The sequence below is a fragment of the Mycolicibacterium sp. SMGY-1XX genome, assembly GCF_059132455.1.
Map to the genome: position 1 here is coordinate 2,819,903 of NZ_CP101139.1, position 23,926 is coordinate 2,843,828.

Genomic DNA, 23,926 nt, shown 5'->3' on the forward strand with positions numbered 1-23,926 from the left:
ACGTGAGCAGTTCCGCGATCGCGGTGGGCTACTCGTCACCGGGTCACGAACTCCAGAGCACCACACTGGATTTCACTTCCGAGACCGCGCCGGCGTGGGCGTACCGCCTGCCGGACGGCCCCGTCGCCGCGCACCCGCGGTCCGTGCGTCGCTTCGTCGCGCACACCGCACCCTTTAAGCTCGCCGGGTGACCGAGAACGCCTACCTGATCGGGGTCCGCCTCGCCGGCAAGAAAGTCGTCGTCGTCGGCGGGGGATCGGTGGCGCAACGCCGGCTGGGCCTGCTCGTCGACTCCGGTGCCGACGTCCATGTCATCACCCGCGCCGCCACCCCCGCTGTGGAGGCGATGGAAGGCATCACCTTGGAGCTGCGCGAGTACCGCGACGGCGATCTGGATGGCGCCTGGTACGCCATCGCCGCCACCGATGAGCCGCCGACCAACGCCGCGATCGTGGCCGAAGCCGAACGCAACCGCATTTTCTGCGTGCGCGCCGACATCGCTGTCGAAGGGTCCGCAGTCACTCCCGCCACCTTCGACCACGCAGGACTGTCCGTGGGGGTGCTGGCCGGTGGCGAACATCGCCGATCGGCGGCCATCCGGACCGCCATCCACGAAGCGCTGCAGACCGGGGTGCTGACCACCACCGAAGCGATGGCCGAGACGGCCAATGATCTGCGGGGGAGTGTGGCCCTGGTGGGCGGCGGACCCGGCGACCCGGAACTGATCACCGTCCGGGGTCGCCGCCTGCTGGCCCAGGCCGATGTGGTGGTCGCCGACCGGCTGGCGCCTCCCCAGCTACTGGCCGAGCTGCCGCCGCATGTGGAGGTGATCGACGCCGCCAAGATCCCGTACGGCCGCGCGATGGCCCAGGAGGCAATTAACGACGTTCTCATAAATCGGGCCAAGGCCGGGCACTTCGTCGTGCGGCTCAAGGGCGGCGATCCGTTCGTCTTCGCACGCGGATATGAGGAAGTCCTCGCCTGCACCGCGGCTGGGGTCCCGGTCACAGTGGTGCCGGGAGTCACGAGCGCGATCGCGGTCCCGGCAGCCGCGGGCGTGCCCGTCACCCATCGCGCGGTGAACCACGAATTCGTCGTCGTCAGCGGCCACCTGGCCCCGGACCACCCCGAATCGCTGGTGAACTGGAACGCGCTAGCGGCCATGACGGGCACGATCGTGCTGCTCATGGCGGTGGAACGGATCGAACTGTTCGCGCAGGTCCTGCGGGACGGAGGGCGCCCGCCGGAGACGCCGGTGCTGGTGGTGCAGCACGGCACCACGTCCGCCGAACGGGTGGTGCGGGCCACGCTGGCCGACGCGGCCGAAGTGATCCGGTCCGAGGGGATCCGGCCTCCGGCGATCATCGTGATCGGCGCGGTGGTGGGCGTGGGAACGGCCTAGGCCGAGGCCGCGAGGAGCCCGTCCCGGCGGTTCTGTGACCGTTCCGAGCTTTAAACAACTCTTAAGATTACTGTAGGGTAGCTCGGTATGACGGCTCTCAACGACGCCGAGCGGGCACACGCGGAAGCACGCGCTGCCGGCTCGGACCGCGCGCTGCCGGTGAAGGTGGAGCAATCGCCGGTCCAGCGAACGAGCAAGATCCCGAGCTGGCTGCCGTCGCGACGTTTCATCTACGCAGTGATCGCCATCGGCGGCATGCAGCTGCTGGCCACCATGGACAGCACCATCGCCATCGTCGCGCTGCCGCAGATCCAGGACGAACTCGGCCTGTCCGACGCCGGCCGCAGCTGGGTGATCACTGCGTACGTGCTGACCTTCGGCGGGCTGATGCTGCTGGGTGGTCGCCTCGGCGACACCATCGGCCGTAAGCGCACCTTCATCGTCGGTGTCGCACTGTTCACCATCGCCTCGATCCTGTGTGGGATCGCCTGGAGCGAGGGCACTCTCGTGGTCGCCCGGCTGCTGCAGGGTGTCGGCGCGGCCATCGCCTCACCGACCGGCCTGGCGCTGGTGGCCACCACCTTCCCCAAGGGCCCCGCCCGCAACGCCGCCACCGCCGTGTTCGCCGCCATGACCGGCGTCGGCTCGGTGATGGGTCTGGTGGTCGGCGGTGCACTCACCGAGGTGTCCTGGCGGTTGGCCTTCCTGGTGAACGTGCCGATCGGGCTGTTGATGCTGTACCTCGCCTACACCACGCTGCGCGAGACCAACAAAGAGCGCATGAAGCTCGACGCCGCCGGTGCCCTGCTGGCCACCCTCGGCTGCACGGCCGCGGTGTTCGGCTTCACCCAAGGCCCGGAGAACGGCTGGCTCACCCCGCTCACCATCGGATCGGGCGTCGTCGCGGTGCTCGCGTTCGTCGCTTTCGTCTACGTCGAGCGCACCGCAGAGAACCCCGTCGTGCCCTTTGCGCTGTTCCGGGACCGCAACCGGGTGGCCACCTTCTACGCGGTGTTCCTGGCCGGCGGCGTGATGTTCACGCTGACGGTGCTGATCGGCCTGTACGTGCAGGACATCATGGGTTACAGCGCCCTGAAGGCCGGCATCGGCTTCATCCCGTTCGTGATTGCGCTGGGTATCGGCTTGGGCCTGTCCTCGGTGCTGGTGTCGAAGTTCCCGCCGCGGGTGTTGGTGATCGGCGGCGGCATCCTGGTGCTCGCGGCGATGCTCTACGGGTCGACCCTCACCGGCGATATTCCGTACTTCCCGAACCTGGTCCTGCCGATCACGGTCGGCGGTTTCGGTATCGGCATGATCGTGGTGCCGCTGACGGTCTCGGCGATCGCCGGTGTGGGCTTCGACCAGATCGGCCCCGTCTCGGCCATCGCGCTGATGCTGCAGAACCTCGGCGGGCCCGTGGTACTGGCCATCATTCAGGCGGTCATCACCTCACGCACCCTCTACCTCGGTGGTACCACCGGGCCGGTGAAGGACATGAACGAGGCGCAGCTGAACGCTCTCGACGCCGGCTACACCTACGGCCTGCTGTGGGTGGCCGCCGTTGCGGTCCTGGTGGGTGGCGCCGCGCTGTTCATCGGCTACACCGCCAAGCAGGTCGCTCACGCCCAGGAAGTCAAGGACGCGATCGACGCCGGCGAGCTGTAGTCAGCCGTACACCCGGGCCAGGAAATCCCGCACCAGCGGCACCACCTCGCCCAAGTGCGTCTCCAGCAGCCAGTGCCCGCCGTCGAAGACGTGCAGCTCGGCCTCGGGGAGGTCAGCCAGGTACGCACGCGCGGAGCGCTCCGGCATGTACCCGTCGTTGGCGCCCCACACGATCAGCGTCGGCGGCGTGTGCTGCCGCAGGTAGGCCTGCTCGCCGGGCATCCACTCCAGCGTGGAGGGTTGATCCTCCAGCAGCCGGATCAGGTTGGCCACCCGTTCCGGCGTCGACATCAGCGACCAGTGCAGCGTCCACAGGTCGGGGCTGATCCGGTCGGCCAGCTGGGCAGGCAGCTCACCGACGAATTCACTCTTGAAGCCTTCCAGCGTCACATGCTCGGCGATCGTGCGCCGCGCTTGCGGACCCGGGTTGCTCCAGGCTTGCTTCAAGAAGTCGTACTTGGGTCCGAACGCATCGGGGTAGATGTCGCCGTTCTGGAGGATCAGGCCCGCGACGCGCTCGGGCGCCGCCATCGCCAGCTGTAGTCCGAACTGGGAGCCGTAATCGTGGAGCCAGAGTACGTAACGCTGTAGGTCCAGGGTTTCGGCGAACTGCTGCAGGAACTGGGCGTACGCACCGAAGGTGTAACCGAAATCGTGTGGCGACGGTGTGCCGGTGTAGCCGAAGCCAGGCAGATCAGGGGCCACCAGCCGCCAGTGGTCACCCAGCGCGGGCAACAGGTGGCGGAAGGCGTACGACGAACACGGGTAGCCGTGGGGGAGCAGCATGACGTCGCCGTCCGGTGGGCCGGCTTCCCGGTAGAAGGTGTCTGTACCCGCGACCTGAACACGCCGGTGACGGGGAGCGGCAAAACTGTCGGATGTCACCTGTTGGCCTTTCCCCGGCTGCGCCGGCGCCCAAACCGCGGCACATGGCGGCCGAATAAACCTCTCTACGGAATGTGTTTGGCGGGATCCGCGTTGGGGTAGAAGTCACCTCAATGCCGAACCTGTGCGCCCCGTCACGGCGCACAGGACGACTCTGGCGGAGAAATCACATGGATGTAAGTTCTCCACACCTGTGCACAACTCCTGTGGATAACCTCGATTCTCGCCTCGCAGCATGATCGGCCCGGACGCGACACCGACCCGCGGCCAGATCTCGCAGCTCACCGATCCGCTGGGGTGGCGGCTGATCCTCGGCGTTCTGATCACCCATGTGCCGGTGCGATCGCTGAGCGCTGCGGTGGACACCGCCCGTGCCGCGGTCGACGCGGCGGGGGTCGACGGTGCGGGACACTTGACGGCCGACCTGCACGATGACCGTGTGGTACTGCGTCTGCACACCCGGACGACGGGTGCCGTGACCGGCCGCGACATCCTCATTGCGGAACGCATCAGCGCTGCGGTGGACACCCAGCCCGGAGACGCGTCGGCCGTGCCACAGGCCGTCGAGATCGCCATCGACGCCCTCGACATCGCCGCGATCAGGCCGTTCTGGCAGGCCGTCACCGGCTATGTCGACGAACCGGCCGCCCCGGACCTGCCCGAGGGTGCGCTCCTGGACCCGCTGCGCCGCGGCCCGGCGATCTGGTTCCAGCAGATGGACACCCCGCGCCCGCAACGCAACCGCATCCACCTTGACGTCGACGTGGCACCCGAGCTGGCAGCGGCCCGCATCGACGCTGCCCTGGCTGCCGGCGGCACGCTCGTCAACGACAGCGCGGCACCTGCGTGGTGGGTGCTGGCGGATCCCGAAGGCAACGAGGCCTGCATCTGCACCTGGCAGGGTCGGGACTGAACCTGCGTGCGGCGGGGTGCAATTGCCGCACTTCTCAGCTGGGCTCGTGCCTCGCCCCGCATCGGCGTGCGGCGGGGCCGGATTGCCGCACTTCTCAGCTGGGCTCGTGCCTCGCCCCGCATCGGCGTGCGGCGGGGCCGGATTGCCGCACTTCTCAGCTGGGCTCGTGCCTCGCCCCGCATCGGCGTGCGGCTAGGCTTGCCCGCTGTGATCACCCGCATGTCGGAGCTGTTTCTTCGAACCCTTCGTGACGACCCGGCCGACGCCGAGGTCCCCAGCCACAAGTTGCTCATCCGCGCCGGCTACGTCCGACCCGTGGGGCCCGGCCTGTACAGCTGGTTGCCGCTGGGGCTGCGGGTGCTGCGCAAGATCGAGAAGGTCATCCGCGAGGAGATGGCGCACATCGGCGGGCAAGAGATCCTGTTCCCCGCCCTGCTGCCGCGGGCGCCGTACGAAACCACCAACCGGTGGACCGAGTACGGCGACAACCTGTTCCGCGTCAAGGACCGTCGGAAGAACGACTACCTGCTCGGACCCACCCACGAGGAGCTGTTCACCCTCACCGTCAAAGGGGAGTACAGCTCCTACAAGGACTTCCCGCTGATCCTCTTCCAGATCCAGAACAAGTACCGCGACGAGGCCCGCCCGCGGGCCGGCATCTTGCGCGGCCGTGAGTTCCTGATGAAGGACTCGTACTCCTTCGACGTCGACGACGACGGCCTGAAGAACGCCTACCACGCACACCGTGAGGCGTACCAGAAGATCTTCGCCCGGCTCGACGTGCGCTATGTCATCGTGTCCGCGGTATCGGGCGCCATGGGCGGCAGCGCATCCGAGGAATTCCTCGCCGAGAGTGAGGTCGGCGAGGACACTTTCGTCCGGTGCCTGGAGTCCGGCTACGCGGCCAATGTCGAGGCCGTCATCACGCAGGTGCCGGCGGCGCTTCCCCTCGACGGCCAGCCCGACGCGGTGGTGCATGACACCCCGGACGCGCCCACCATCGCCACCTTGGTCGACTGGGCGAACAGCGCCAACCTGCCCCAGTTCGAGGGTCGCCAGGTGACCGCCGCGGACACCTTGAAGAACGTCCTGCTCAAGACCCGTCAGCCCGGCGGCGACTGGGAGCTGCTGGGCGTCGGTGTGCCCGGTGACCGCGACGTCGACGAGAAGCGGCTGGGCGCGGCGCTGGAACCTGCCGAGTACGCGCTGCTCGACGACGCCGACTTTGCCAAGCATCCCTTCCTGGTGAAAGGTTATGTCGGTCCGAAAGCGTTGCTGGACAACGGGATTCGATTCCTGGTGGACCCGCGCATCGTGGACGGCACGGCGTGGATCACCGGTGCCGACGCGCCCAACAGGCACATCGTCGGCATGGTCGCGGGCCGCGACTTCACACCCGACGGCACCATCGAGGCCGCCGACGTACGCGATGGCGACCCGTCACCGGACGGTGCCGGACCGCTGGTGTCGGCGCGTGGCATCGAGATAGGTCACATCTTCCAGCTGGGCCGCAAGTACACCGAGGCCTTCGCCGCCGACGTTCTGGGCGAGGACGGTAAACCCGTGCGCCTCACCATGGGCTCGTACGGCATCGGTGTCTCCCGCCTGGTCGCCGTGGTCGCCGAACAGCAGCATGATCAGCTCGGTCTACGTTGGCCGGCGTCGATCGCGCCTTTCGACCTGCATCTGGTGATCGCCAACAAGGACGCCGAGGCGCGGACCGGAGCAGAAGAGCTCGCCACCGCACTGGACCGGCTGGGTCTGGAGGTACTGCTGGACGACCGGACCGCCTCGCCCGGGGTCAAGTTCAAAGACGCCGAACTGCTCGGCATGCCGTGGGTGGTGGTCGTGGGCCGCGGGTGGGCCAACGGAGTGGTGGAGCTGCGGAACCGGTTCAGCGGAGAGACCCGCGAGGTGCCCGTCGAGTCGGCAGCGACCGACATCGCCGCCGCGCTCAGCGCCTGATCACTCGGGGCCGCCCGGAAACGCCTCGGTGACCGGCCACACGCCGAGCACCTTCTGCCAGCGGCCCGCCAGGACGGCGCTGTGCGTCAGCGCCTTCACCGCGTATTCGCGGTCCGATTGGCTGGTGGCCTGCTCGAGGACGGCGCGCCAGGCCACGGCTGCGTCGTTCTCCATCTGTAGTGCCAGGCCCGCGGCCTCGCTCGGGTCGTTGACCACCGACGGCAGCTGGTAGCCGGGGGCCGCCAACGGCGGGTCCACCGACTGCGCGGCCAGCATGGCCAGCAGCGCCTCGCGTTGTTCGCGGTGCCGGGCGATCGCTTGGGCCACCAGCCAGTTGTCCTCCGGCGTCGAATGCGCGGAGACGATGCCGTAGCCGTAGATGGTCGCGTGCTCGGTGGTCAGCGCGTCGTACAGCGCGGCGGCCGCGGGCGCGGCCGGGCGAGCGGGATCGGATGAGGGCGTGGGTTCGGCGGACGTCACTGCGCCGGCCTCTGCGCGGGCAGTGCCACGGTGTATGCGGCCGTACACGACGCGGCGATCGACCCCAGCAGGCCGGCTCGGTACCCCGATTCGCGCGCGGCGTATGCGGCCGCGCTGTCGGCGGCCGTCCGCAATGCGGCCACCACGTCGTCGATCGACGGCGGGCGCGTCGGAGCCGGGGTGCTCGACGGCGTCTCGGACGCCGTACTCGTCGGCGTCACCGGAACCAGGGTGCCCAGGGTGCGGGAGATCTCGTCGGCCAGTGCCTGGGCGTGCCGGGCCCGCTCGCTTGCGATTTGGGTCAGTGCCGGGACCACGGCGCGGGGTGCGGCCGGGGCGGCGGCGCGGGCCAGCTCGCTGTCGCTGTTGGCCAGCGCGAGTTGAGCCCGCAGCTCCTCGACATCGGGGGGTGGCTCACTGGCGCAGGCTGAGGTGGTCAACGCCACAAGCGCCAGCCCGAGCGCGCCGCGACCGGCTCCCACCAGCACGTCCCGCCTGCGGAATGTCCCGTTGACGGGGTGAACGACGCCGAGCACAGGCTCATCCTGCCATCCCATGACGTCCCCGTTCCCGCGTGGCCTTTTGGGGTTCTTCGCAGTTTTCCTGGCGTATCGTGGATGGCTGGGTTCGGCGCGACCACCACGGGGCGCCGAACGAAGACGAAACCATGACCGGACAACTCAAGATGAGGAGCTCGCCGTGACTGAGCGGTCCAGGGGACTGCCCTCACCGCCCCAGGTGATCGAGCTACTCGAAGATGAATTCGTGCGTGCCGGTTACGAAATCGAGGATGTGCGGGTGGAGGCGGCAACGCGTCCCGCTCGGATCGTGGTGGTCGCCGACGGTGACAACCCACTTGATCTCGACACCGTGGCCGAACTGTCGCGTATCGCGTCTCAGCTGCTCGACACCCTGCCCGAGGCAGCCGAGCCGTACGTCCTGGAGGTCAGCTCACCCGGAGTCGAGCGGCCCCTGACCACCGAGAAACACTTCCGGCGCGCCCACGGACGCAGGGTCGAAGTGCAGCTCGGCGGCGGTGAACGGCTCACCGGCCGGATAGCGGGCGTCGCCACCGGGACCGGCACCGCGGTCCTGCAGCTGGTGGTGCCCAAGGGCAGCAAGGGGGCGAGCACCTGGGCGGTGCGCGAGGTAGCGCTCAATGATGTGACCAAAGCTGTTGTGCAAGTTGATTTTTCACCTCCGAGCCAGCGTGAGCTGGACTTGGTGGGCCAGGTCGGCACGGACGCCGGAGCCGCCGGAACGGAGGCCGGAACATGAACATCGATATGGCAGCTCTGCACGCCATCGAAGTCGACAGGGGCATACCCGCAGGGGAGCTGCTGGAGACCATCAAGTCGGCCCTGCTGACGGCGTACCGGCACACCGAGGGACATTCCTCCGACGCGACCATCGAGATCGACCGCAAGACCGGTGAAGTCAAGGTCATGGCGCGTGAACACGACGCCGATGGCCGGGTCATCAGCGAGTGGGACGACACCCCCGAAGGTTTCGGCCGCGTCGCGGCGACGACGGCCCGCCAGGTGATGCTGCAGCGGTTCCGCGACGCCGAGAACGAGAAGATCTACGGCGAATTCTCGGCGCGGGAAGGCGATATCGTCGCCGGCGTCATCCAGCGCGACGCCCGCGCCAACGCCCGCGGCGAGGTGGTGTTGCGGATGGGCAGCGAGACCAAGTACTCCGAGGGCGTCATTCCCGCCTCCGAGCAGGTACCCGGCGAGCGCTACGAACACGGGGACCGGCTGCGCTGCTTCGTCCTCGGGGTGACCCGCGGTGTGCGGGAGCCGCAGATCCGGTTGTCCCGCACCCACCCGAACCTGGTCCGCAAGCTGTTCTCCCTCGAGGTGCCCGAGATCGCGGACGGATCCGTGGAGATCGTGGCGGTGGCCCGCGAAGCGGGGCACCGTTCGAAGATCGCGGTGGCGTCCCGGTTGCCCGGCCTCAACGCCAAGGGGGCCTGTATCGGCCCGATGGGCCAGCGGGTGCGCAATGTGATGAGCGAACTGTCGGGGGAGAAGATCGACATCATCGACTTCGACGACGACCCCGCCCGGTTCGTTGCCAACGCGCTGTCCCCGGCGAAGGTGGTCTCGGTGTCGGTCATCGACGCCAACACCCGCGCCGCCCGGGTTGTGGTCCCCGACTTCCAGCTCTCGCTGGCGATCGGCAAGGAAGGCCAGAACGCCCGGTTGGCCGCCCGACTGACCGGCTGGCGCATCGATATCCGCAGCGACGCGGCCCCGGACACCGACGGTCACACCGGTCCACGTCACTCGCACGGAGCGCCGCACGAGCACTGATATTTCCGCTGCGCCGCCACGTTGCCCGGCGGATTTAGAACGGGCGCGTGGTGACGGTAGACTGAGCCGTGATCCAGCGCGAGACTTCCGGAAACGACACCCGGAACGCACCGGAGTCGCTTGCCAAGAGTGACAAAGGCCCGGTGCGGACGTGTGTCGGATGTCGGAAGCGAGAGTTGGCCGTCGTACTGCTTCGAGTAGTGGCGGGGTCGGACGGGAATGGCGGAGACGCCGTGATCGTTGACACCGCCGGTAACCTTCCGGGGCGGGGTGCGTGGTTGCATCCCGATCCGCAGTGTGTAGACGCAGCGATTCGGCGGCGAGCATTCGCCCGAGCGTTGCGCATCACCCGTCCACCGGACACCTCCGCGGTGGTCGAGTACGTCGGTGCCGTTCCCGGTGCTGACGTCCCCGATCCGCCACGGCAACAGAACAGGCAGCGAAGAACATGAGCACACCGTGAAGTCCCGATGACCATGCGTCATAGCTAAACCCGAGGCGCGGCGCCACCCACCGCTGTCGCCTCCAGACAGGAGATGTAGTGGCAGGTAAGGCCCGCGTGCACGAGTTGGCCAAGGAACTCGGTGTCACCAGTAAGCAGGTTCTCGCCCGATTGAGCGAACAGGGCGAGTTCGTCAAATCAGCGTCGTCGACGGTCGAAGCGCCCGTCGCCCGACGTCTTCGTGAATCTTTCGGCGGCGGTAAGTCCGCCGACCGCGGCGGCGCGCCCAGGCCGGCTGCCGCCAACGGCCGGCCGTCGCCGGCCGCTTCCAGCGGTTCGGGCAGCACCCCGTCCAACGGCGGTGTCGCCACCGCTTCTCCGGTGCCCGGTCCGCGGCCCAGTGCCCCCAAGCCCGCGGCGCCCGCCCCGGCAGCACCGGCGGCGTCCGCGCCTCCGGCACCGCCGGCAGCACCCGCCCCGCAGGAACCGGCAGCACCGGCGGCTCCCCAGGCGCCGGCGGCCAGCGCTCGTCCCGCAGCTCCGGCAGCTCGGCCCGGTCCCGCACCGACCCCCGGTGCACGGCCCGGACCTGCGCCGACGCCCGGTCCTCGACCCGGCCCGGCACAGGCCGGCGGCCCCAAGCCCGGTGCGCCGCGCCCGCCGCGGGTCGGCAACAATCCGTTCTCTTCGCAGCAGCCGGTGGATCGCCCGATCCCGCGGCCGCAGCCGCGTCCCGGCGCCGGCCCCGGTGGTCCGCGTCCGGGTGGCACCCGTGCCACCCCGGGCAACATGCCGCCGCGTCCCGCCACCGGTGCACCCGGTGCGCGCGGTCCCCGTCCTGGTCCCCGTCCCGGTGGCGGTCCCCGCCCCGGTGCCGGTGGTGGCGGTCGTCCCGGCGGTGCCGGTGGCGGCGGTAACTACCGCGGTGGCGGCGCAGGTGCCGGTGCCGGTGCAGGTGCCGGTGGTGGCGCCGCAGGCGGTTTCCGCGGTCGTCCCGGTGGCGGTGGCGGCGGCGGTCGTCCCGGTCAGCGCGGTGGCGCTGCCGGTGCGTTCGGTCGTCCCGGTGGCGCCCCACGGCGCGGTCGCAAGTCGAAGCGCGCGAAAAGGGCCGAATACGAGAACATGCAGGCCCCGGTCGTCGGTGGCGTGCGGTTGCCGCACGGCAACGGTGAGACCATCCGGCTCGCCCGTGGCGCGTCGTTGAGCGATTTCGCCGAGAAGATCGATGCCAACCCGGCCGCGCTGGTGCAGGCACTGTTCAACCTCGGCGAGATGGTCACCGCCACCCAGTCGGTGGGCGATGACACCCTCGAACTGCTCGGCAGCGAGATGAACTTCAAGGTGCAGGTCGTGTCCCCGGAGGACGAGGACCGCGAACTGCTCGAGTCGTTCGACCTCACCTACGGCGAGGACGAGGGCGGCGAGGAAGACCTTCAGATCCGCCCGCCCGTCGTCACCGTCATGGGTCACGTCGACCACGGCAAGACGCGACTGCTGGACAGCATCCGTCAGGCCAACGTCCGCGAGGGCGAGGCCGGCGGCATCACCCAGCACATCGGCGCTTACCAGGTCGAGGTCGACCTGGACGGCAACGAGCGGCTGATCACCTTCATCGACACCCCCGGTCACGAGGCGTTCACCGCCATGCGTGCCCGCGGTGCGAAGGCCACCGACATCGCGATCCTTGTGGTGGCCGCCGATGACGGTGTGATGCCGCAGACGGTCGAGGCCATCAACCACGCGCAGGCGGCCGATGTGCCGATCGTGGTGGCGGTCAACAAGATCGACAAGGAAGGTGCCGACCCGGCGAAGATCCGCGGCCAGCTCACCGAATACGGGCTGGTGGCCGAGGACTTCGGCGGCGACACCATGTTCGTCGACATCTCGGCCAAGCAGGGCACCAACATCGACGCGCTGCTGGAAGCGGTCATCCTGACCGCCGACGCCGCACTCGATCTGCGCGCCAACCCGGACATGGAAGCTCAGGGTGTGGCCATCGAGGCGCACCTCGACCGTGGCCGCGGCCCGGTGGCGACCGTGCTCATCCAGCGCGGCACGCTGCGGGTGGGTGACTCGGTGGTGGCCGGCGACGCGTACGGACGTGTCCGGCGCATGGTCGACGAGCACGGCGAGGACGTCGAAGAGGCGCTGCCGTCCCGTCCGGTGCAGGTCATCGGCTTCACGTCGGTGCCAGGTGCCGGTGACAACCTCCTGGTTGTCGACGAAGACCGCATCGCCCGCCAGATCGCCGATCGGCGCAGCGCGCGCAAGCGCAACGCGCTGGCCGCACGCAGCCGCAAGCGCATCAGCCTGGACGACCTGGATGCCGCGCTGAAGGAAACCAGTCAGCTGAACCTGATCCTCAAGGGCGACAACTCGGGCACCGTGGAGGCGCTGGAAGAAGCCCTCCTGGGGATCGAGATCGACGACGAGGTGGAGCTGCGCGTCATCGACCGCGGCGTCGGTGGTGTCACCGAGACCAACGTCAACCTGGCGTCGGCCTCGGACGCGATCATCATCGGCTTCAACGTCCGCGCCGAGGGCAAGGCCACCGAGCTGGCCAACCGCGAAGGTGTGGACATCCGGTACTACTCGGTGATCTACCAGGCCATCGACGAGATCCAGAGTGCGCTCAAGGGCATGCTCAAGCCGGTCTACGAGGAGAAGGAACTCGGCCGCGCCGAGATCCGCGCCATCTTCCGGTCGTCGAAGGTCGGCAACATCGCCGGTTGCCTCGTGCAGTCGGGCATCATGCGCCGCAACGCCAAGGCCCGCCTGCTCCGCGACAACATCGTTGTCGCCGAGAACCTCACGGTGTCCTCGCTCAAGCGCGAGAAGGACGATGCCACCGAGGTGCGCGAAGGCTACGAGTGCGGTCTCACGCTGACCTACAGCGACATCAAGGAAGGCGACATCATCGAGACGTACGAACTCGTGGAAAAGGCGCGTACTTAAGTGGCTGACCCTGCACGGGCAAGGCGACTCGCCAAGCGCATCTCCACCATCGTCGCCTCGACGATCGAGTACGAGATCAAGGATCCCCGGTTGGCCTTCGTGACCGTCACGGACACGAAGGTCACCGGAGACCTGCACGACGCCACGGTGTACTACACGGTGCGCGGGCCGAGTCTCGACGACGAGCCCGATCTCGCCGGTGCCGCCGCGGCGCTGGAAAGTGCCAAAGGTGTGCTGCGCACGAAAGTCGGTGCCGGGACCGGTGTTCGGTACACCCCGACCCTGTCGTTCGTACTGGACACCGTGCCCGAGGCGGCGGCACACATGGAGGAACTCCTGGCTCGGGCGCGGGCGGCTGATGCCGACCTCGCGCGGGTACGGGAGGGTGCGACGCCGGCGGGGGACGCCGACCCGTACCGTGTACCTGGGGTGGAGGACCAGAGCGGGGGCTCAGAAGATACTGAGGACGCCAGTGACCGCTATCGACCCGAAGACTGAACAAGCTCTGGTAGGTCGGCGCGTGGACGCCGACGGCGCCATCGAGGTGCTGTCCCACGCTCATACGGTTGTCATCGTCTGTCACGTGTTTCCTGATGCCGACACCATCGGCGCCGGCTTGGCCATCGCACAGGTGCTCGACGACCTCGGTAAGGACGTGTCCGTCAGCTTCGCCGCGCCCGCCACGTTGCCGGACTCGTTGCGCACCCTGCCGGGTGGCCGGCTGCTGGTGAGGCCGCAGGACGTCGACCCGAAACCCGACCTGGTGGTGACGGTCGACATCCCGAGCCCGAACCGGCTCGGAGACCTGCAGCATCTCCTGGAGAGCGGCGACACACCCGTGCTGGTGATCGACCACCACGCCTCCAACGAATTGTTCGGCACGGCCAACTACGTCGATCCCTCGGCCGACTCCACCACGATGCTGGTGGCCGACCTGCTCGACGCCTGGGGCCGACCGATCGACGGCCCGGTGGCGCACTGCCTTTATGCCGGGTTGATCACCGACACCGGCTCCTTCCGGTGGGCCAGTGCGCGGGCACACCGACTGGCGGCCCGGTTGGTGGACCTCGGCGTGGACAATGCCGGCATCAGCCGTGCGCTGCTGGACACCCATCCCTTTGCGTGGCTACCGATGCTGTCGCGGGTTCTCGGCTCGGCGCAGATGTTTCCGGACGCGCTCGACGGCCGTGGCCTGGTGTTCGCCGTCGTCAACCATCGGGAGTGGGCTGCGGCCCGGCCCGAGGAGGTCGAGAGCATCGTCGACATCGTGCGCACCACGCAGCAGGCCGAAGTGGCCGCGGTGTTCAAGGAGATCGCGCCGCAGAGCTGGTCGGTGTCCATGCGGGCCAAGACCTACGATCTGACACCGGTGGCCACCGGGTTCGGTGGAGGCGGGCACCGGCAGGCCGCGGGATACTCCGCGTCCGGGTCCGTCGAGCACGTGATCGCCGAACTACGCGCCGCTGTTGGCTGAACTCGACAAACCGCCGACCAGCCGCACCATCGCGGGGCTGGCTCTGCCGGCCCTCGGCGTGCTGGCGGCGGAACCGCTGTATCTGCTGTTCGACATCGCGGTCGTCGGACGGCTGGGCGCACTCAGCCTGGCCGGCCTGGCCATCGGTGGCTTGGTGCTCGGGCTGGTGGCCTCGCAGGGCACGTTCCTGTCGTATGGAACCACTGCCCGCGCCGCCCGCTTCTACGGTGCCGGTGACCGCGCCGCCGCCGTCCGTGAGGGTGTGCAGGCGACGTGGCTGGCGATGGGTCTCGGGCTGCTGATCATCGCGGTCGTGGAGGCGGCGGCGGTGCCGATGGTGGCGGCGATCGCGGGTGACGCCGGTATCGCGGATGCGGCGCTGCCCTGGCTGCGGATCGCCATCCTCGGCGCGCCGGCGATCTTGATCTCGTTGGCGGGCAACGGCTGGATGCGTGGCGTGCAGGACACCGCCAAACCGTTGCGGTATGTGATCGCGGGTTTTGTGGTGTCGGCGATCCTGTGCCCGCTGCTGGTGTACGGCTGGCTTGGGTTGCCGCGGCTCGAGTTGGCCGGCTCGGCGGTGGCCAACCTGGTGGGGCAGTGGCTGGCGGCGCTGCTGTTCTGCCGCGCGCTGCTGGTCGAACGGGTGTCATTGAGGCTCGACGTCGCGGTGCTGCCGGCTCAGCTGGCGATGGGCCGAGATCTCCTGATCCGCAGCCTGGCGTTCCAGGCGTGTTTCGTGTCGGCGGCCGCGGTGGCCGCACGCTTCGGCGCCGCCGCGGTGGCCGCGCACCAGGTGGTGCTGCAGCTGTGGAGTTTCCTTGCGCTGGTGCTGGATTCGCTGGCCATCGCCGCGCAGTCCCTGGTGGGCGCCGCCCTCGGGGCCGGGCATCTGCCGCACGCGAAGACGGTGGCGTGGCGGGTGACGGTGTTCTCGACCGTGGCGGCCGCGGTGTTGGCCGGGCTGTTCGCGCTGGGGGCGACGGTGGTGCCGGCACTGTTCACCCATGACCGCGCGGTGCTCGACGAGATCAATGTGCCGTGGTGGTTCCTGGTGGCCCAACTGCCGGTCGCCGGAATCGTTTTCGCGCTGGACGGGGTGTTGCTCGGCGCCGGTGATGCGAAGTTCATGCGCAACGCGACGGTGGCCAGCGCGCTGGTCGGATTCCTGCCTCTGATCTGGCTGTCGATGGCGTTTGGTTGGGGACTTTTCGGCATCTGGTCGGGCCTGAGCCTGTTCATGGTGCTGCGGCTGGTGTTCGTCGGCTGGCGCACTCTGTCGGGCCGCTGGTTGGTTGCGGGCACCTCGACCGGCTAGAGCCGAGCGCCTCGACCCGCCGTCGCAAGGATGTTCTGGGCCCGGACCAGGACGGGTCGATCGACCATGTGTCCGTCCACGGTCGTGGCGCCGGCCGCCGGGTCCGAGGCGTTGACAACGGCCTGCGCCCAGTTGATTTCGTCGGCGGTGGGTGTCAGCGCCTGATGGACGGCGGCTACCTGGGTGGGGTGCGGGTCACCGTCGCCGAACTGCTCCTGGATCTTCAAGGTGGCCGTCAACTGCTGCACCCGGTGCCGGGAGATGACGTCGGTTGTCCTGACGGGGGTGGGGGACTAGTCGGTGAGGTGTGTGTCGATACCCGATCGGCAGAAGAGCTTGTCTTCAGGTCAGTTACCGCCGTTCGGTTCGGTGGGCAGCTGGTCGAGCTGCTGGAGCACCGAGTACAGGTTGGCGACGCCCCAGTGGTCGGTGATCTTCCCGTCGCGGACGCGCATCGCGTCAACCGTTTCGAAGGCAACGGACCTGCCGGTGCCTGCGATGCCGAGAAAATCACCCTGGTGGGTGCCGTGATACACCTTGTAGGTGGTGACGATGTCTCCGTCCACTGTCTGCCAACCGATCTCGGGTCGAAAGTCAGGGAACGCCGCCCGCAGCCGTTTGTAGAGGACCCGTACTCCAGCCTTGTCCGCAGTGGTGCCGGGCTGGGGGGTGTGGTCGACGAAGTCCTCGGCGAAGAGCTCTTCGAAAAGGGCGAAATCGCCTTGTCCCTGGACCTGCTCGGTGTTGCGGCGGACCACGGCCTTGGCGGCCTCCGCCGCAGAGTCCGGCAAGCCTGCTTCTTCGCTGTGTTCGTGGTGTGACATGGGTGTGTTCACCTTCTGTGATGTGGAGGGAGTTGCCGGGGTGAGCTGGGACGACGACATGATCCGCAGAATACGTTTGCCCGTGACGCGCCGGGTCCCGACCTCGCGGTAGCGTCCGCGCCACTGACGGCCGTTCGACGCCCGCGAGTGCCCCCGACGCCACCGCATTGTTCATCCTGCGTTACGTCGAGGGTCTCGGGGTTCAGATCCTGATGAACCGCATCAGCCGCACGGACGCGCTCGACCAGCTGCGCCGGCTGGTGGCCGATCAGATCTCTGCTCCGGCAACGTCACCGCGGTCCGGGGTGCCCGAGGACCGGTGACCTCGGTCCCGTGGGGTCGACACCATGCCGAACCGTCGCAGGTCCAGGTCACCGTCGACCAGCCGCGGAATCGCCGCGGCAAAGGCCTGCATGTGCGGCAAGGTGAAGTGCTGCGCGAGATCCTCTGCGGAGCTCCAGTTCTCGTACACGAACCACAGGTCGGGGTCGGCCTCGGACCGGTGCACGTCGTAGTTGATGCAGCCCGGTTCCTCGCGGGACGGTTCGACAAGCTCCAGAAGTCCACGGCCGAGCTCATCGCCGAGCCCGCTCCTGGCCCTGATGAACGCGATGTTGGTCACCTGTGTCATTGTCGGTTCTCTCCTTCGTCGCTGTAATTCTCGCCGGGAAAGTCGGCTCCCCGTGACACGTGTTCCCAGGCCGCGATATCGGCCTGCAGTGCCGCTGCTTTGGCAAGGGCGACATCGACGGCCTCGTTGCCCAGCAGCAGACGTTGTGGTGGCTGGGCGCTGGTGGCTGCCTCGTAGATGGCCGCGGCAGCCCGCGCCGGGTCCCCGGCCTGATTGCCGACGGACTGGTGGTAGGCGCGCCGGGCCTGCCCGGCGGTCTGGTCGTAGTCCTCGATCGTGGACTCGACCTCGTTGGAGGAGGCCGCCCAGTTGGTTCGGAATCCACTGGGCTCCACCACCATGACGTCGAGCCCCAGCGGCGCCACTTCGATCCGCAACGACTCGGACAGGCCTTCCACGGCGAACTTGCTGGCCGAGTAGTAGCCCACGGCAGCGAATCCGCTGAGGCCGCCGATCGAGGTGAGGTTGATGATCGTGCCGCGGCGACGAGATCGCATGATGGGCAGGACCGCGTGGATGGTGTTGGCGGTACCGAAGAAGTTGACGTCGAACAGGAGTCGGGCGACCTTGTCGTCGGTTTCTTCGACGGCGCCGAAGTAGCCGATGCCCGCGTTGTTGACCAGCACGTCGACGGTACCGAAATGGTCCACCGCGGCTGTGACCACCTCGGTGCACTGCTCACGATTCACGACGTCGAGTGGCAGGAGCAGCGCGTCGCCCCGGTCGGCCAGGTCGGACACGGTGGAGATGTCGCGTGCCGTGGCGACGACCTTCTGTCCGTGGTCCAGGAGATGCTCGGCAAGACTGCGGCCGAAGCCGGTGGAGCATCCGGTGACCATCCAGACCTGTGATTGTGGGGCAGTCATAGGTTCCCTCCTGTGTCAACGGTGGTGGCGGAAACGTCTTGATATTCGCCGATTTCGATGTCGCGGACGCACAGGGCAGGTACCTGCGCCAGGAATTCGCGCACGTACGGGGCCTGCATGTGAGCGTCGAAATCAGATGGTGCACGCCATGATTCGAGAATCATCCAGGATTGACGGTCCTGCACGGCGCGGTGGATCTCGTACCGCAGGCAGCCCGGTTCAGCGCGGGTGGGGGTGATCAGTTTCAGCAACTGGGCGCCCAGGGTTTCCGACATACCGGGCTTGGCGGTCGCCAGGGCCACGTTGGTGCGTCCGGGCCGGGTGGTCGACACCTGTTCCTCCTTCCTCGTGGTGGGCCGGGTCCGGTCAGATGGCCTGCGCCGTCGGGAGAATCGTGATCTCGGTGAGGTTCACATGCTTGGGCAGCGCGGCGACGAACGCGACCGTCTCTGCCACGTCCGCAGACTGCAGGACGTCGATCTGCTCGATCAGGTCGGCCATCAGCTTGGTGGCGTCCGGGTCGGTGACGTGGTCGGGCAGTTCGGTGTCCACCATGCCGGGTTCGACCGTGGCGACCCGGACGTTCTTACGCCCGAGTTCGGTGCGCAGCAGCCGGGTGAGGTGGCTGATGAACGCCTTGGTGCCGGAGTACACCTGGAACTTCTCGAGCACCCTGGTGGCCGCGATCGACGAGGTGGTGATGAGGTCGGCCGGTCGGCCTTCGCTGCCCGCGGACTCGAGGGATCCGACAAACGCCTGAATGGTGTTCATCACGCCCTTGATGTTCAGATCGATCTGGGCGTCCCAGTCCTGCACCTTGAGGTCGCCGATCTCGGAGATCAGCTGGACTCCGGCGTTGGCGAAAACGAGGTCCACCGCACCCAATTCGACGGCGATGTGCTCCGCGGCGGCAAGGACAGCGGCGCGGTCGGTCACGTCGGTGGGCACCACCAACGCAGTGCCGCCCTTCGTGGTGATCCGCTCGGCGATCCCGTCGAGCAGATCTTTCCGGCGCGCGACGAGTGCGACCTTGGCGCCGAGTTCGGCGAACCTCTCCGCGGTGGCTTCGCCGATGCCGCTGGACGCTCCGGTGACGACCGCGACCCGGCCGGCCAGGGGAGTGCCTTCGATGAGTGTGCTCATGATCTGCTGCTCCTTCAACGTGACGAGAACCGTTGTGCCGGTTCGGTGCCTGGGAACTCCTTGCTCCCGAGACCACTATTGGTCAGTCAAAGGAGCAGAAACAGGGTGGGAAACTCCTACCCTCGCCGCGCCCGGTGAACGCGCCGCCGCCGCGCTCGTCAGAGCTCAAAATCTATGGTGCCGCAGATGGTGTCACCTGGACGGACGCTGCCGGCGTTGACGGCAGTGCCCCAACCGGTGGGTACGCCGCAACCGACGAGTACCGCACTCTGCGGAGGTAGCCAGTTGTGGAACCACGCCGCCTACAGCTGGCTGCCGACGGCATCACGGTGAACTGCATCGCACCCGGTTTCGTGGAGACGCCGATGTCAAAATCACTGCCGGACAACATCATCGAGAGAATAATGCAGTCCATCCCGGTCGGAAGGGTCGGCCGACCCGACGATATCGCCCGCACGGTCGGCTACCTTGCCGCGCCGGAGGCCGGCTATGTCACCGGGCAGACCATCACCGTGTGCGGCGGCCGCAGCATCAGTGGATCACTGCGATGAGTGATCGGACCGCTCGTGTGCTGCCAGGAGACGATCCCGCGATGCGGTCACCTCGCCTCTGAGTTGCGCGAGGTCGACACCGACGAGCGCTCGGTCCCACTTCACGACCTGACCTGCGACCACAACGGCCTCGATGTTTCGCGGGTCAGCGCCGAGAACGACAGTGCCCACCGCGTCGTTGAGCGGCATGTTGTTGACGTCCGCCGCCGCGACGATCAACAGGTCGGCTTGCTTGCCCGGGGTGAGGGAACCGGTGACGTCCCCGAGGCCGTTGGCGTGCGCGCCCTGCAGTGTCGCGAAGTCGAGCACGTCGCGGGTGGTGATGCGCTGCGGTTCGGTGGTGCTGCCGTACACCGAATTGACCGCGAGCATGCGCTGGATCGCCAGGAGTGTGCGCATCTGGGTGAACATGTCACTGGGCAGCGCCACCTCGACGTCGATGCTCAACCCGGGGCGGATGCCTGCCCGCAGCGCCTCGTCGACGGCGGGAACGGCGGACTCCAGACCGATCTGGGCGTCCGAGGACGGTGCCAGAGACACACTGGTACCCGCCGCGCCGATCGCGGCCCACGCCTCGTCGGTCAGGCCGGTGCAGTGGATCAGTGTCAGCCGGTCATCGAGGATGCCGGCGTCGTGCCAGTCCAGGATGGCCGCCGAGGACGCGGCACCGAACACCGCGTCGATGCTGACCCACAGGTCCAGCTCTTGTGCTATCCGGGCGAGCTCTGCGCCGAAGGCGAGCTCGGGGCCGGCGACCTCATCGGTGGCAAGGGCGGCCAGTCGTAGCGTCAACAGTTGATCCTCGGACGAGAAGTACTGTTCCCGAAGACGTTTCACATCCGCGGGCCATTGATGGTCCCACTGCCCGAAGTGCGGGCCCATGGACGCGTGCACACCGCGTATCCGCGCGTCGGCAAGGGCCGCGATGGCGGCATCGGAGTGCTCGGCGGTGCGCGAATTGTGCGAGAAATCCAGCATGCAGGTCACCCCGCTGTCCAGCGCAGTGAGGGCGGCGAGTCTGGTGCCGGTGTAGATGTCCGCGGGTTCATAGCGCGGGGCCAGGCCGCTGAGCGTGCTCATGACGTATTCGCCGAGGTCGTTGACGTCGGGCATGATGCGGCGCAACTGTGTCTCCCACGCGTGTCGATGGGTGTCGACGAACCCCGGGCACACGACGGCCGAGGAAGTGTCGACGACGATCGCGTCGGTCGCGGCGCCGGCGGCGCGCAGATCGGCGCCGACGTCGATGATCTTGGATCCTTCGATCAGGACGTCACCTGTGGAGAGGTCACCGATCTCGGGGTCCATCGTGACGACGGCCCCTCCGGTCAGCAGGATCCGCCGCAGGGGATCACCTGCGGTGGCTGCGAGGGTGTCACCGATGGCTGAGGTGTGCATCGCCGATCAGATCCTCTCTTCGCGGTACAACACCAGGTGCTCGTGATAGAGCACACCGTCGCGGATGTCTCCCGTTGCAGTGAAGCCGGTGTCGTCGAGGTAATCCAGGTGCGAGCCGGTCACGGTATAGGTCCCGGTGTAGGCGCTCGCCCTGTGGCCGCGTGCCTCGTCGTAGCGGCCGTTCGGCAGCAGTTCCTGGCGGATGTAGCCGTCTGCTGTGACCCACATTCCGACTACGTCGGAAGGTGCGGTGGAGGTGTTGTTGCTCACGCTGTGGTCCGATCTGGTCGACGTGGTGATCTCGGGTCGAGCTGAGATTAGAAAGAATCCGGTCGCACAGCGTGGGTGCAGGACACCCACGTTGGCACGGCTCGGATCGTGAGCTGCACTGTGCGGCAGGATGGTCGGTATTCTCAGGGAATGGCTGATGACAACCTCGGGGCATTCCTGCGGGCGCGTCGCAATGCTGCTGCGGCGGACACCTATCCTTTTGCCACGCTGACCGCCCGTCGTGTGCCGGGCCTCCGTCGTGAGGAGGTCGCCGAGCTCGCCGGGCTCAGCACGGACTACTACGTGCGTCTGGAGCAAGGCCGCGAGAAGCACCCGTCCGAGCAGGTTGTCGAGGCGTTGGCCGCCGCACTGAAACTGAACCGGCACCAGGACGATCACCTGCGTCTGCTCGCCGGGCTTGCGCCGCAAGCGGTTCCGTCGAAGGACTCCGTGGACCCGACGTTGAGGAACATGCTCGATGCATGGGACGGTGCTGCGGCATTCATCCTGGACCCGCTACTGAACTTCACACAGCTCAATCCGCTTGCGACAGAACTCTTCAGCTCGTTCGGCGACCACAGGAACCTCGTCCGCAACGTGTTCCTGGACCCGGCGGGCAAGCGCTTCTTCGTCGACTGGACGCGTGCCGCTGAATCCTCTGTCGGGTCGCTGCGGGCGACGATGCGTCAGCATCACAACGCGCACGAGCGTGACGCCCTGATCGCGGAACTTCGCGCGGACGACGAATTCGAGCGGATGTGGCAGAAGTACGACATCAGCCCCAAGACGCAGGAGACAAAGCTGCTCAGGCATGAACGTGTCGGCGACATCGTGATCAACTTCCACGCTTTCCAGGTGATGAGCGCACCCGGGCAGCAGCTCGTGGTGTACCAACCAGAACCCGGCAGCATCAGTGAAACGCGGCTGCTGTCCCTGCGGGAGCAGCTTCGCCGCGGCAGCGCCCAGCACTCTGCTGGTGCCGAGGTGGTTTCCTGACCCGGGCCGTCAACACCGGACCCGGTCACACGGACGCGCGCAACGATCCGAGGATCCGCAGCGCATGGTCACTGGACGATCCCGGTGCCGCAACGTAGACCAGGACGTTCCTGCCGGGTTCGGCGGCACTGGCCAGTAACACTTCATCGACCACCAGCGCACCCACGTCGCGGTGGTGAAAGACTCGCGTTGTCCGACCGTCGGCGGTCCATTCCCGCCGTAGCCACATCCTCCTGAACGCCGCGCTGAGCCTAAGCAGCTCGCTCACCAGGGCACTCGTGGCGCTGTGCGACGGTGCCTGCTGGTAGGCCCGGCGCAGTGTTGCGAGCACGTCGCGTGCCTGGTCGCGCCAGGCCGGCGTGTCCAACCCTGCGGCCGGATCGAGGAACATCATCCGAACCAGGTTGTCGCGAATGGTGTATTCGGAGAACAACTCCCGGGCCAGTACGTTGGCGTCGAGAATGTCGCCGATGTCGTTGACCACGATGGCGGGGGTGTTGGGTAGGCAGTCGACCAGCACCGCCAGGGTCAGGACAAAACCCGGTCGGCCGGGCACCGACGACCGGGGCCGGGCCGGTTCGTCAGCCTCCATCGGGGCACACCGAGAACAACGAATCCACACCGCGGTGCCTGACGTGGCGCCTCGGACGCGGGGGGAGCTGTGTCATACCGTCCACGATCCCGCGGCCGGCGATGCCCCACCTGGTTGTGTCACACCCACCCTGTGTGAAGTACCGGCCCCGAACCCCAGGGGCGTGCCCCCGGGCCCGGAAAGTCAGCGCACCTGGCTGCGGCCGCGTTCGATCACGGCGTTGCGGCTGGCGGACCAATCCCACGCCGACTTTCTGCGGCAACCGCACGCTCAAGCCCCATTTCTGCAGCAGCCCCACTCAGGCGTGGGTGTCGGCGAAGCGGGCCTGATGGAAAGCGAGCCGGATGTCGCAGTACAACGCCGGCTCCAGGCCGCCGGTGATCGCCGCGCCGTTGGTGGCGCCGATCACCGGCTTGGGCATCGCCGGCCACTTCGGCGAGATGTCGGGCGGTTCGGGGTGTCGCCGAGCTCCTTGAGATCGAGGCCGGCGCAGAACACCGGGTGGATGCCGGTGATGATGACGACTCGACGGTTCCGCCGGCTTCGGCCTCGGCCTGGACGTCGAAGAAATCGCGTCGCAGCTGTGACGACAGCGCGTTACGGGGCTGCGGACGGTTAGGCGTCACGGTGCGCACGCGGTTGGCGGTATCGATCAGCAGGACGTCACTTACGGCCTTCACCGGTGCGGTGGGCACAATCACACCCATCGTGGATGGTATGTGCCGGAACATCACCAAACTACATCGGCTCGAGCCCGCGGCCACACCCGAGGAAATCGAGGCGGCGGCCCGTCAGTATGTGCGCAAGGTCGGCAGCGTCACCACCGTCTGAGGTGAGC

26 protein-coding genes and 3 pseudogenes are annotated in these 23,926 nt (G+C 67.8%); 15 read left to right on the plus strand and 14 right to left on the minus strand.

What is annotated here, in order from left to right; genetic code table 11:
• Nucleotides 1–2: 2 nt before the first annotated feature.
• The 3 genes from NL241_RS13865 to NL241_RS13875 all read left to right on the plus strand — a co-directional run bounded on the left by NL241_RS13865 (nucleotide 3) and on the right by NL241_RS13875 (nucleotide 3,067).
• Nucleotides 3–191: a hypothetical protein gene (locus NL241_RS13865; RefSeq protein WP_494397833.1), complete on the plus strand. Its 189-nt coding sequence runs from the start codon at nucleotides 3–5 to the stop codon at nucleotides 189–191.
• Nucleotides 188–1,402, plus strand: a complete 1,215-nt coding sequence (gene cobA, locus NL241_RS13870; RefSeq protein ID WP_494397834.1) for a uroporphyrinogen-III C-methyltransferase — start codon at nucleotides 188–190, stop codon at nucleotides 1,400–1,402. The genes NL241_RS13865 and cobA overlap by 4 nt, the downstream gene beginning before the upstream one ends.
• Before the next feature lie 87 nt (nucleotides 1,403–1,489).
• Nucleotides 1,490–3,067: an MFS transporter gene (locus tag NL241_RS13875; RefSeq protein ID WP_487689331.1), complete on the plus strand. Its 1,578-nt coding sequence runs from the start codon at nucleotides 1,490–1,492 to the stop codon at nucleotides 3,065–3,067.
• Here NL241_RS13875 and NL241_RS13880 read toward each other — a convergent pair whose 3' ends face one another.
• Entirely contained in the window at nucleotides 3,068–3,952 is an 885-nt protein-coding gene (locus NL241_RS13880; protein ID WP_494397835.1) for an alpha/beta fold hydrolase, read from the minus strand.
• 235 nt (nucleotides 3,953–4,187) lie between these two features.
• Here NL241_RS13880 and NL241_RS13885 point away from each other — a divergent pair, with 235 nt between their 5' ends.
• Entirely contained in the window at nucleotides 4,188–4,865 is a 678-nt protein-coding gene (locus tag NL241_RS13885) for a VOC family protein (RefSeq protein ID WP_494397836.1), read from the plus strand.
• A 207-nt stretch (nucleotides 4,866–5,072) separates the two neighbouring features.
• Nucleotides 5,073–6,830: a proline--tRNA ligase gene (locus tag NL241_RS13890; RefSeq protein ID WP_494397837.1), complete on the plus strand. Its 1,758-nt coding sequence runs from the start codon at nucleotides 5,073–5,075 to the stop codon at nucleotides 6,828–6,830.
• Here NL241_RS13890 and NL241_RS13895 read toward each other — a convergent pair whose 3' ends face one another.
• Nucleotides 6,831–7,310: a ferritin-like domain-containing protein gene (locus NL241_RS13895; RefSeq protein WP_494397838.1), complete on the minus strand. Its 480-nt coding sequence runs from the start codon at nucleotides 7,308–7,310 to the stop codon at nucleotides 6,831–6,833.
• Entirely contained in the window at nucleotides 7,307–7,867 is a 561-nt protein-coding gene (locus NL241_RS13900; RefSeq protein ID WP_487689341.1) for a hypothetical protein, read from the minus strand. Before NL241_RS13900 ends, NL241_RS13895 begins: the two co-directional genes overlap by 4 nt.
• 142 nt (nucleotides 7,868–8,009) lie before the next feature.
• Between NL241_RS13900 and rimP the strand changes: the two genes are divergently transcribed.
• From rimP to NL241_RS13935, 7 genes are all read left to right on the plus strand, one after another.
• The gene (rimP, locus tag NL241_RS13905) at nucleotides 8,010–8,588 is read left to right on the plus strand and encodes a ribosome maturation factor RimP (RefSeq protein ID WP_487689343.1); all 579 of its coding nucleotides are present in this window, start codon (nucleotides 8,010–8,012) and stop codon (nucleotides 8,586–8,588) included.
• Nucleotides 8,585–9,628, plus strand: coding sequence for a transcription termination factor NusA (nusA, locus tag NL241_RS13910; RefSeq protein ID WP_487689344.1), 1,044 nt, complete (start codon nucleotides 8,585–8,587; stop codon nucleotides 9,626–9,628). Before rimP ends, nusA begins: the two co-directional genes overlap by 4 nt.
• Before the next feature lie 200 nt (nucleotides 9,629–9,828).
• Complete coding sequence (locus NL241_RS13915; RefSeq protein ID WP_487689346.1) at nucleotides 9,829–10,080, plus strand: DUF448 domain-containing protein; 252 nt, start codon at nucleotides 9,829–9,831, stop codon at nucleotides 10,078–10,080.
• An 89-nt stretch (nucleotides 10,081–10,169) separates the two neighbouring features.
• A complete protein-coding gene (infB, locus tag NL241_RS13920) occupies nucleotides 10,170–13,025 on the plus strand; it encodes a translation initiation factor IF-2 (protein WP_494397839.1) in 2,856 nt (951 codons plus the stop codon).
• Complete coding sequence (rbfA, locus tag NL241_RS13925) at nucleotides 13,026–13,523, plus strand: 30S ribosome-binding factor RbfA (RefSeq protein WP_487692360.1); 498 nt, start codon at nucleotides 13,026–13,028, stop codon at nucleotides 13,521–13,523.
• Nucleotides 13,498–14,499, plus strand: a complete 1,002-nt coding sequence (locus NL241_RS13930; RefSeq protein WP_494397840.1) for a DHH family phosphoesterase — start codon at nucleotides 13,498–13,500, stop codon at nucleotides 14,497–14,499. The genes rbfA and NL241_RS13930 overlap by 26 nt, the downstream gene beginning before the upstream one ends.
• Entirely contained in the window at nucleotides 14,492–15,817 is a 1,326-nt protein-coding gene (locus tag NL241_RS13935) for an MATE family efflux transporter (protein WP_487692362.1), read from the plus strand. The genes NL241_RS13930 and NL241_RS13935 overlap by 8 nt, the downstream gene beginning before the upstream one ends.
• Here NL241_RS13935 and NL241_RS13940 read toward each other — a convergent pair.
• The 7 genes and pseudogenes from NL241_RS13940 to NL241_RS13970 all read right to left on the minus strand — a co-directional run.
• Nucleotides 15,814–16,056, minus strand: a complete 243-nt coding sequence (locus tag NL241_RS13940) for an aldolase/citrate lyase/malate synthase family protein (RefSeq protein WP_494397841.1) — start codon at nucleotides 16,054–16,056, stop codon at nucleotides 15,814–15,816. The genes NL241_RS13935 and NL241_RS13940 overlap by 4 nt on opposite strands.
• 108 nt (nucleotides 16,057–16,164) lie before the next feature.
• Entirely contained in the window at nucleotides 16,165–16,641 is a 477-nt protein-coding gene (locus tag NL241_RS13945; protein ID WP_494397842.1) for an ester cyclase, read from the minus strand.
• Nucleotides 16,642–16,909: 268 nt separating this feature from the next.
• Nucleotides 16,910–17,272 carry a putative quinol monooxygenase gene (locus tag NL241_RS13950; RefSeq protein WP_487692377.1) on the minus strand — a complete coding sequence of 121 codons (363 nt, stop codon included), beginning with the start codon at nucleotides 17,270–17,272 and terminating at the stop codon, nucleotides 16,910–16,912.
• Nucleotides 17,269–18,138 carry an oxidoreductase gene (locus NL241_RS13955; RefSeq protein WP_494397843.1) on the minus strand — a complete coding sequence of 290 codons (870 nt, stop codon included), beginning with the start codon at nucleotides 18,136–18,138 and terminating at the stop codon, nucleotides 17,269–17,271. Before NL241_RS13955 ends, NL241_RS13950 begins: the two co-directional genes overlap by 4 nt.
• Nucleotides 18,135–18,470, minus strand: a complete 336-nt coding sequence (locus NL241_RS13960) for a putative quinol monooxygenase (RefSeq protein ID WP_494397844.1) — start codon at nucleotides 18,468–18,470, stop codon at nucleotides 18,135–18,137. Before NL241_RS13960 ends, NL241_RS13955 begins: the two co-directional genes overlap by 4 nt.
• 34 nt (nucleotides 18,471–18,504) lie before the next feature.
• A complete protein-coding gene (locus tag NL241_RS13965; protein ID WP_487692381.1) occupies nucleotides 18,505–19,281 on the minus strand; it encodes an SDR family oxidoreductase in 777 nt (258 codons plus the stop codon).
• A gap of 188 nt (nucleotides 19,282–19,469) precedes the next feature.
• A pseudogene (locus NL241_RS13970) lies at nucleotides 19,470–19,568 on the minus strand (hypothetical protein); the annotation flags it as partial.
• Here NL241_RS13970 and NL241_RS13975 point away from each other — a divergent pair.
• A complete protein-coding gene (locus NL241_RS13975) occupies nucleotides 19,569–19,832 on the plus strand; it encodes an SDR family oxidoreductase (RefSeq protein ID WP_494397845.1) in 264 nt (87 codons plus the stop codon).
• On the opposite strand, the gene NL241_RS13980 is transcribed toward NL241_RS13975, so the two are convergent.
• Together NL241_RS13980 and NL241_RS13985 are read right to left on the minus strand one after the other, a co-directional pair.
• On the minus strand, nucleotides 19,821–21,230 hold the full coding sequence (locus NL241_RS13980) for an amidohydrolase family protein (protein WP_494397846.1): 1,410 nt from the start codon (nucleotides 21,228–21,230) through the stop codon (nucleotides 19,821–19,823). The two genes, NL241_RS13975 and NL241_RS13980, sit on opposite strands and share 12 nt — an antisense overlap.
• Nucleotides 21,231–21,236: 6 nt before the next feature.
• Nucleotides 21,237–21,500, minus strand: a complete 264-nt coding sequence (locus tag NL241_RS13985; RefSeq protein ID WP_487692397.1) for an Atu4866 domain-containing protein — start codon at nucleotides 21,498–21,500, stop codon at nucleotides 21,237–21,239.
• Nucleotides 21,501–21,608: 108 nt separating this feature from the next.
• Here NL241_RS13985 and NL241_RS13990 point away from each other — a divergent pair, with 108 nt between their 5' ends.
• On the plus strand, nucleotides 21,609–22,496 hold the full coding sequence (locus tag NL241_RS13990; protein ID WP_494397847.1) for a helix-turn-helix transcriptional regulator: 888 nt from the start codon (nucleotides 21,609–21,611) through the stop codon (nucleotides 22,494–22,496).
• Nucleotides 22,497–22,521: 25 nt separating this feature from the next.
• Here the strand turns inward: NL241_RS13990 and NL241_RS13995 are convergent, their stop codons facing one another.
• Both NL241_RS13995 and NL241_RS14000 read right to left on the minus strand, forming a co-directional pair.
• Complete coding sequence (locus tag NL241_RS13995) at nucleotides 22,522–23,088, minus strand: MmyB family transcriptional regulator (RefSeq protein ID WP_494397848.1); 567 nt, start codon at nucleotides 23,086–23,088, stop codon at nucleotides 22,522–22,524.
• A 226-nt stretch (nucleotides 23,089–23,314) separates the two neighbouring features.
• Nucleotides 23,315–23,795 (minus strand): annotated as a pseudogene (locus NL241_RS14000) (enoyl-CoA hydratase-related protein); the annotation flags it as partial.
• 10 nt (nucleotides 23,796–23,805) lie between these two features.
• On the opposite strand from NL241_RS14000, the pseudogene NL241_RS14005 reads away from it, so the two are divergent.
• Nucleotides 23,806–23,916, plus strand: a pseudogene (locus tag NL241_RS14005) (DUF2277 family protein); the annotation flags it as partial.
• Nucleotides 23,917–23,926: the final 10 nt, after the last annotated feature.

Coding starts and splice junctions, on each gene's coding strand:
- NL241_RS13875 (WP_487689331.1), top strand. CDS start 1,490: ATGACGGCTCTCAACGACGCCGAGCGGGCACACGCGGAAGCACGCGCT.
- NL241_RS13885 (WP_494397836.1), top strand. CDS start 4,188: ATGATCGGCCCGGACGCGACACCGACCCGCGGCCAGATCTCGCAGCTC.
- NL241_RS13900 (WP_487689341.1), bottom strand. CDS start 7,867: ATGGGATGGCAGGATGAGCCTGTGCTCGGCGTCGTTCACCCCGTCAAC.
- nusA (WP_487689344.1), top strand. CDS start 8,585: ATGAACATCGATATGGCAGCTCTGCACGCCATCGAAGTCGACAGGGGC.
- NL241_RS13945 (WP_494397842.1), bottom strand. CDS start 16,641: ATGTCACACCACGAACACAGCGAAGAAGCAGGCTTGCCGGACTCTGCG.
- NL241_RS13950 (WP_487692377.1), bottom strand. CDS start 17,272: ATGACACAGGTGACCAACATCGCGTTCATCAGGGCCAGGAGCGGGCTC.
- NL241_RS13955 (WP_494397843.1), bottom strand. CDS start 18,138: ATGACTGCCCCACAATCACAGGTCTGGATGGTCACCGGATGCTCCACC.
- NL241_RS13965 (WP_487692381.1), bottom strand. CDS start 19,281: ATGAGCACACTCATCGAAGGCACTCCCCTGGCCGGCCGGGTCGCGGTC.
- NL241_RS13980 (WP_494397846.1), bottom strand. CDS start 21,230: ATGCACACCTCAGCCATCGGTGACACCCTCGCAGCCACCGCAGGTGAT.
- NL241_RS13995 (WP_494397848.1), bottom strand. CDS start 23,088: ATGGAGGCTGACGAACCGGCCCGGCCCCGGTCGTCGGTGCCCGGCCGA.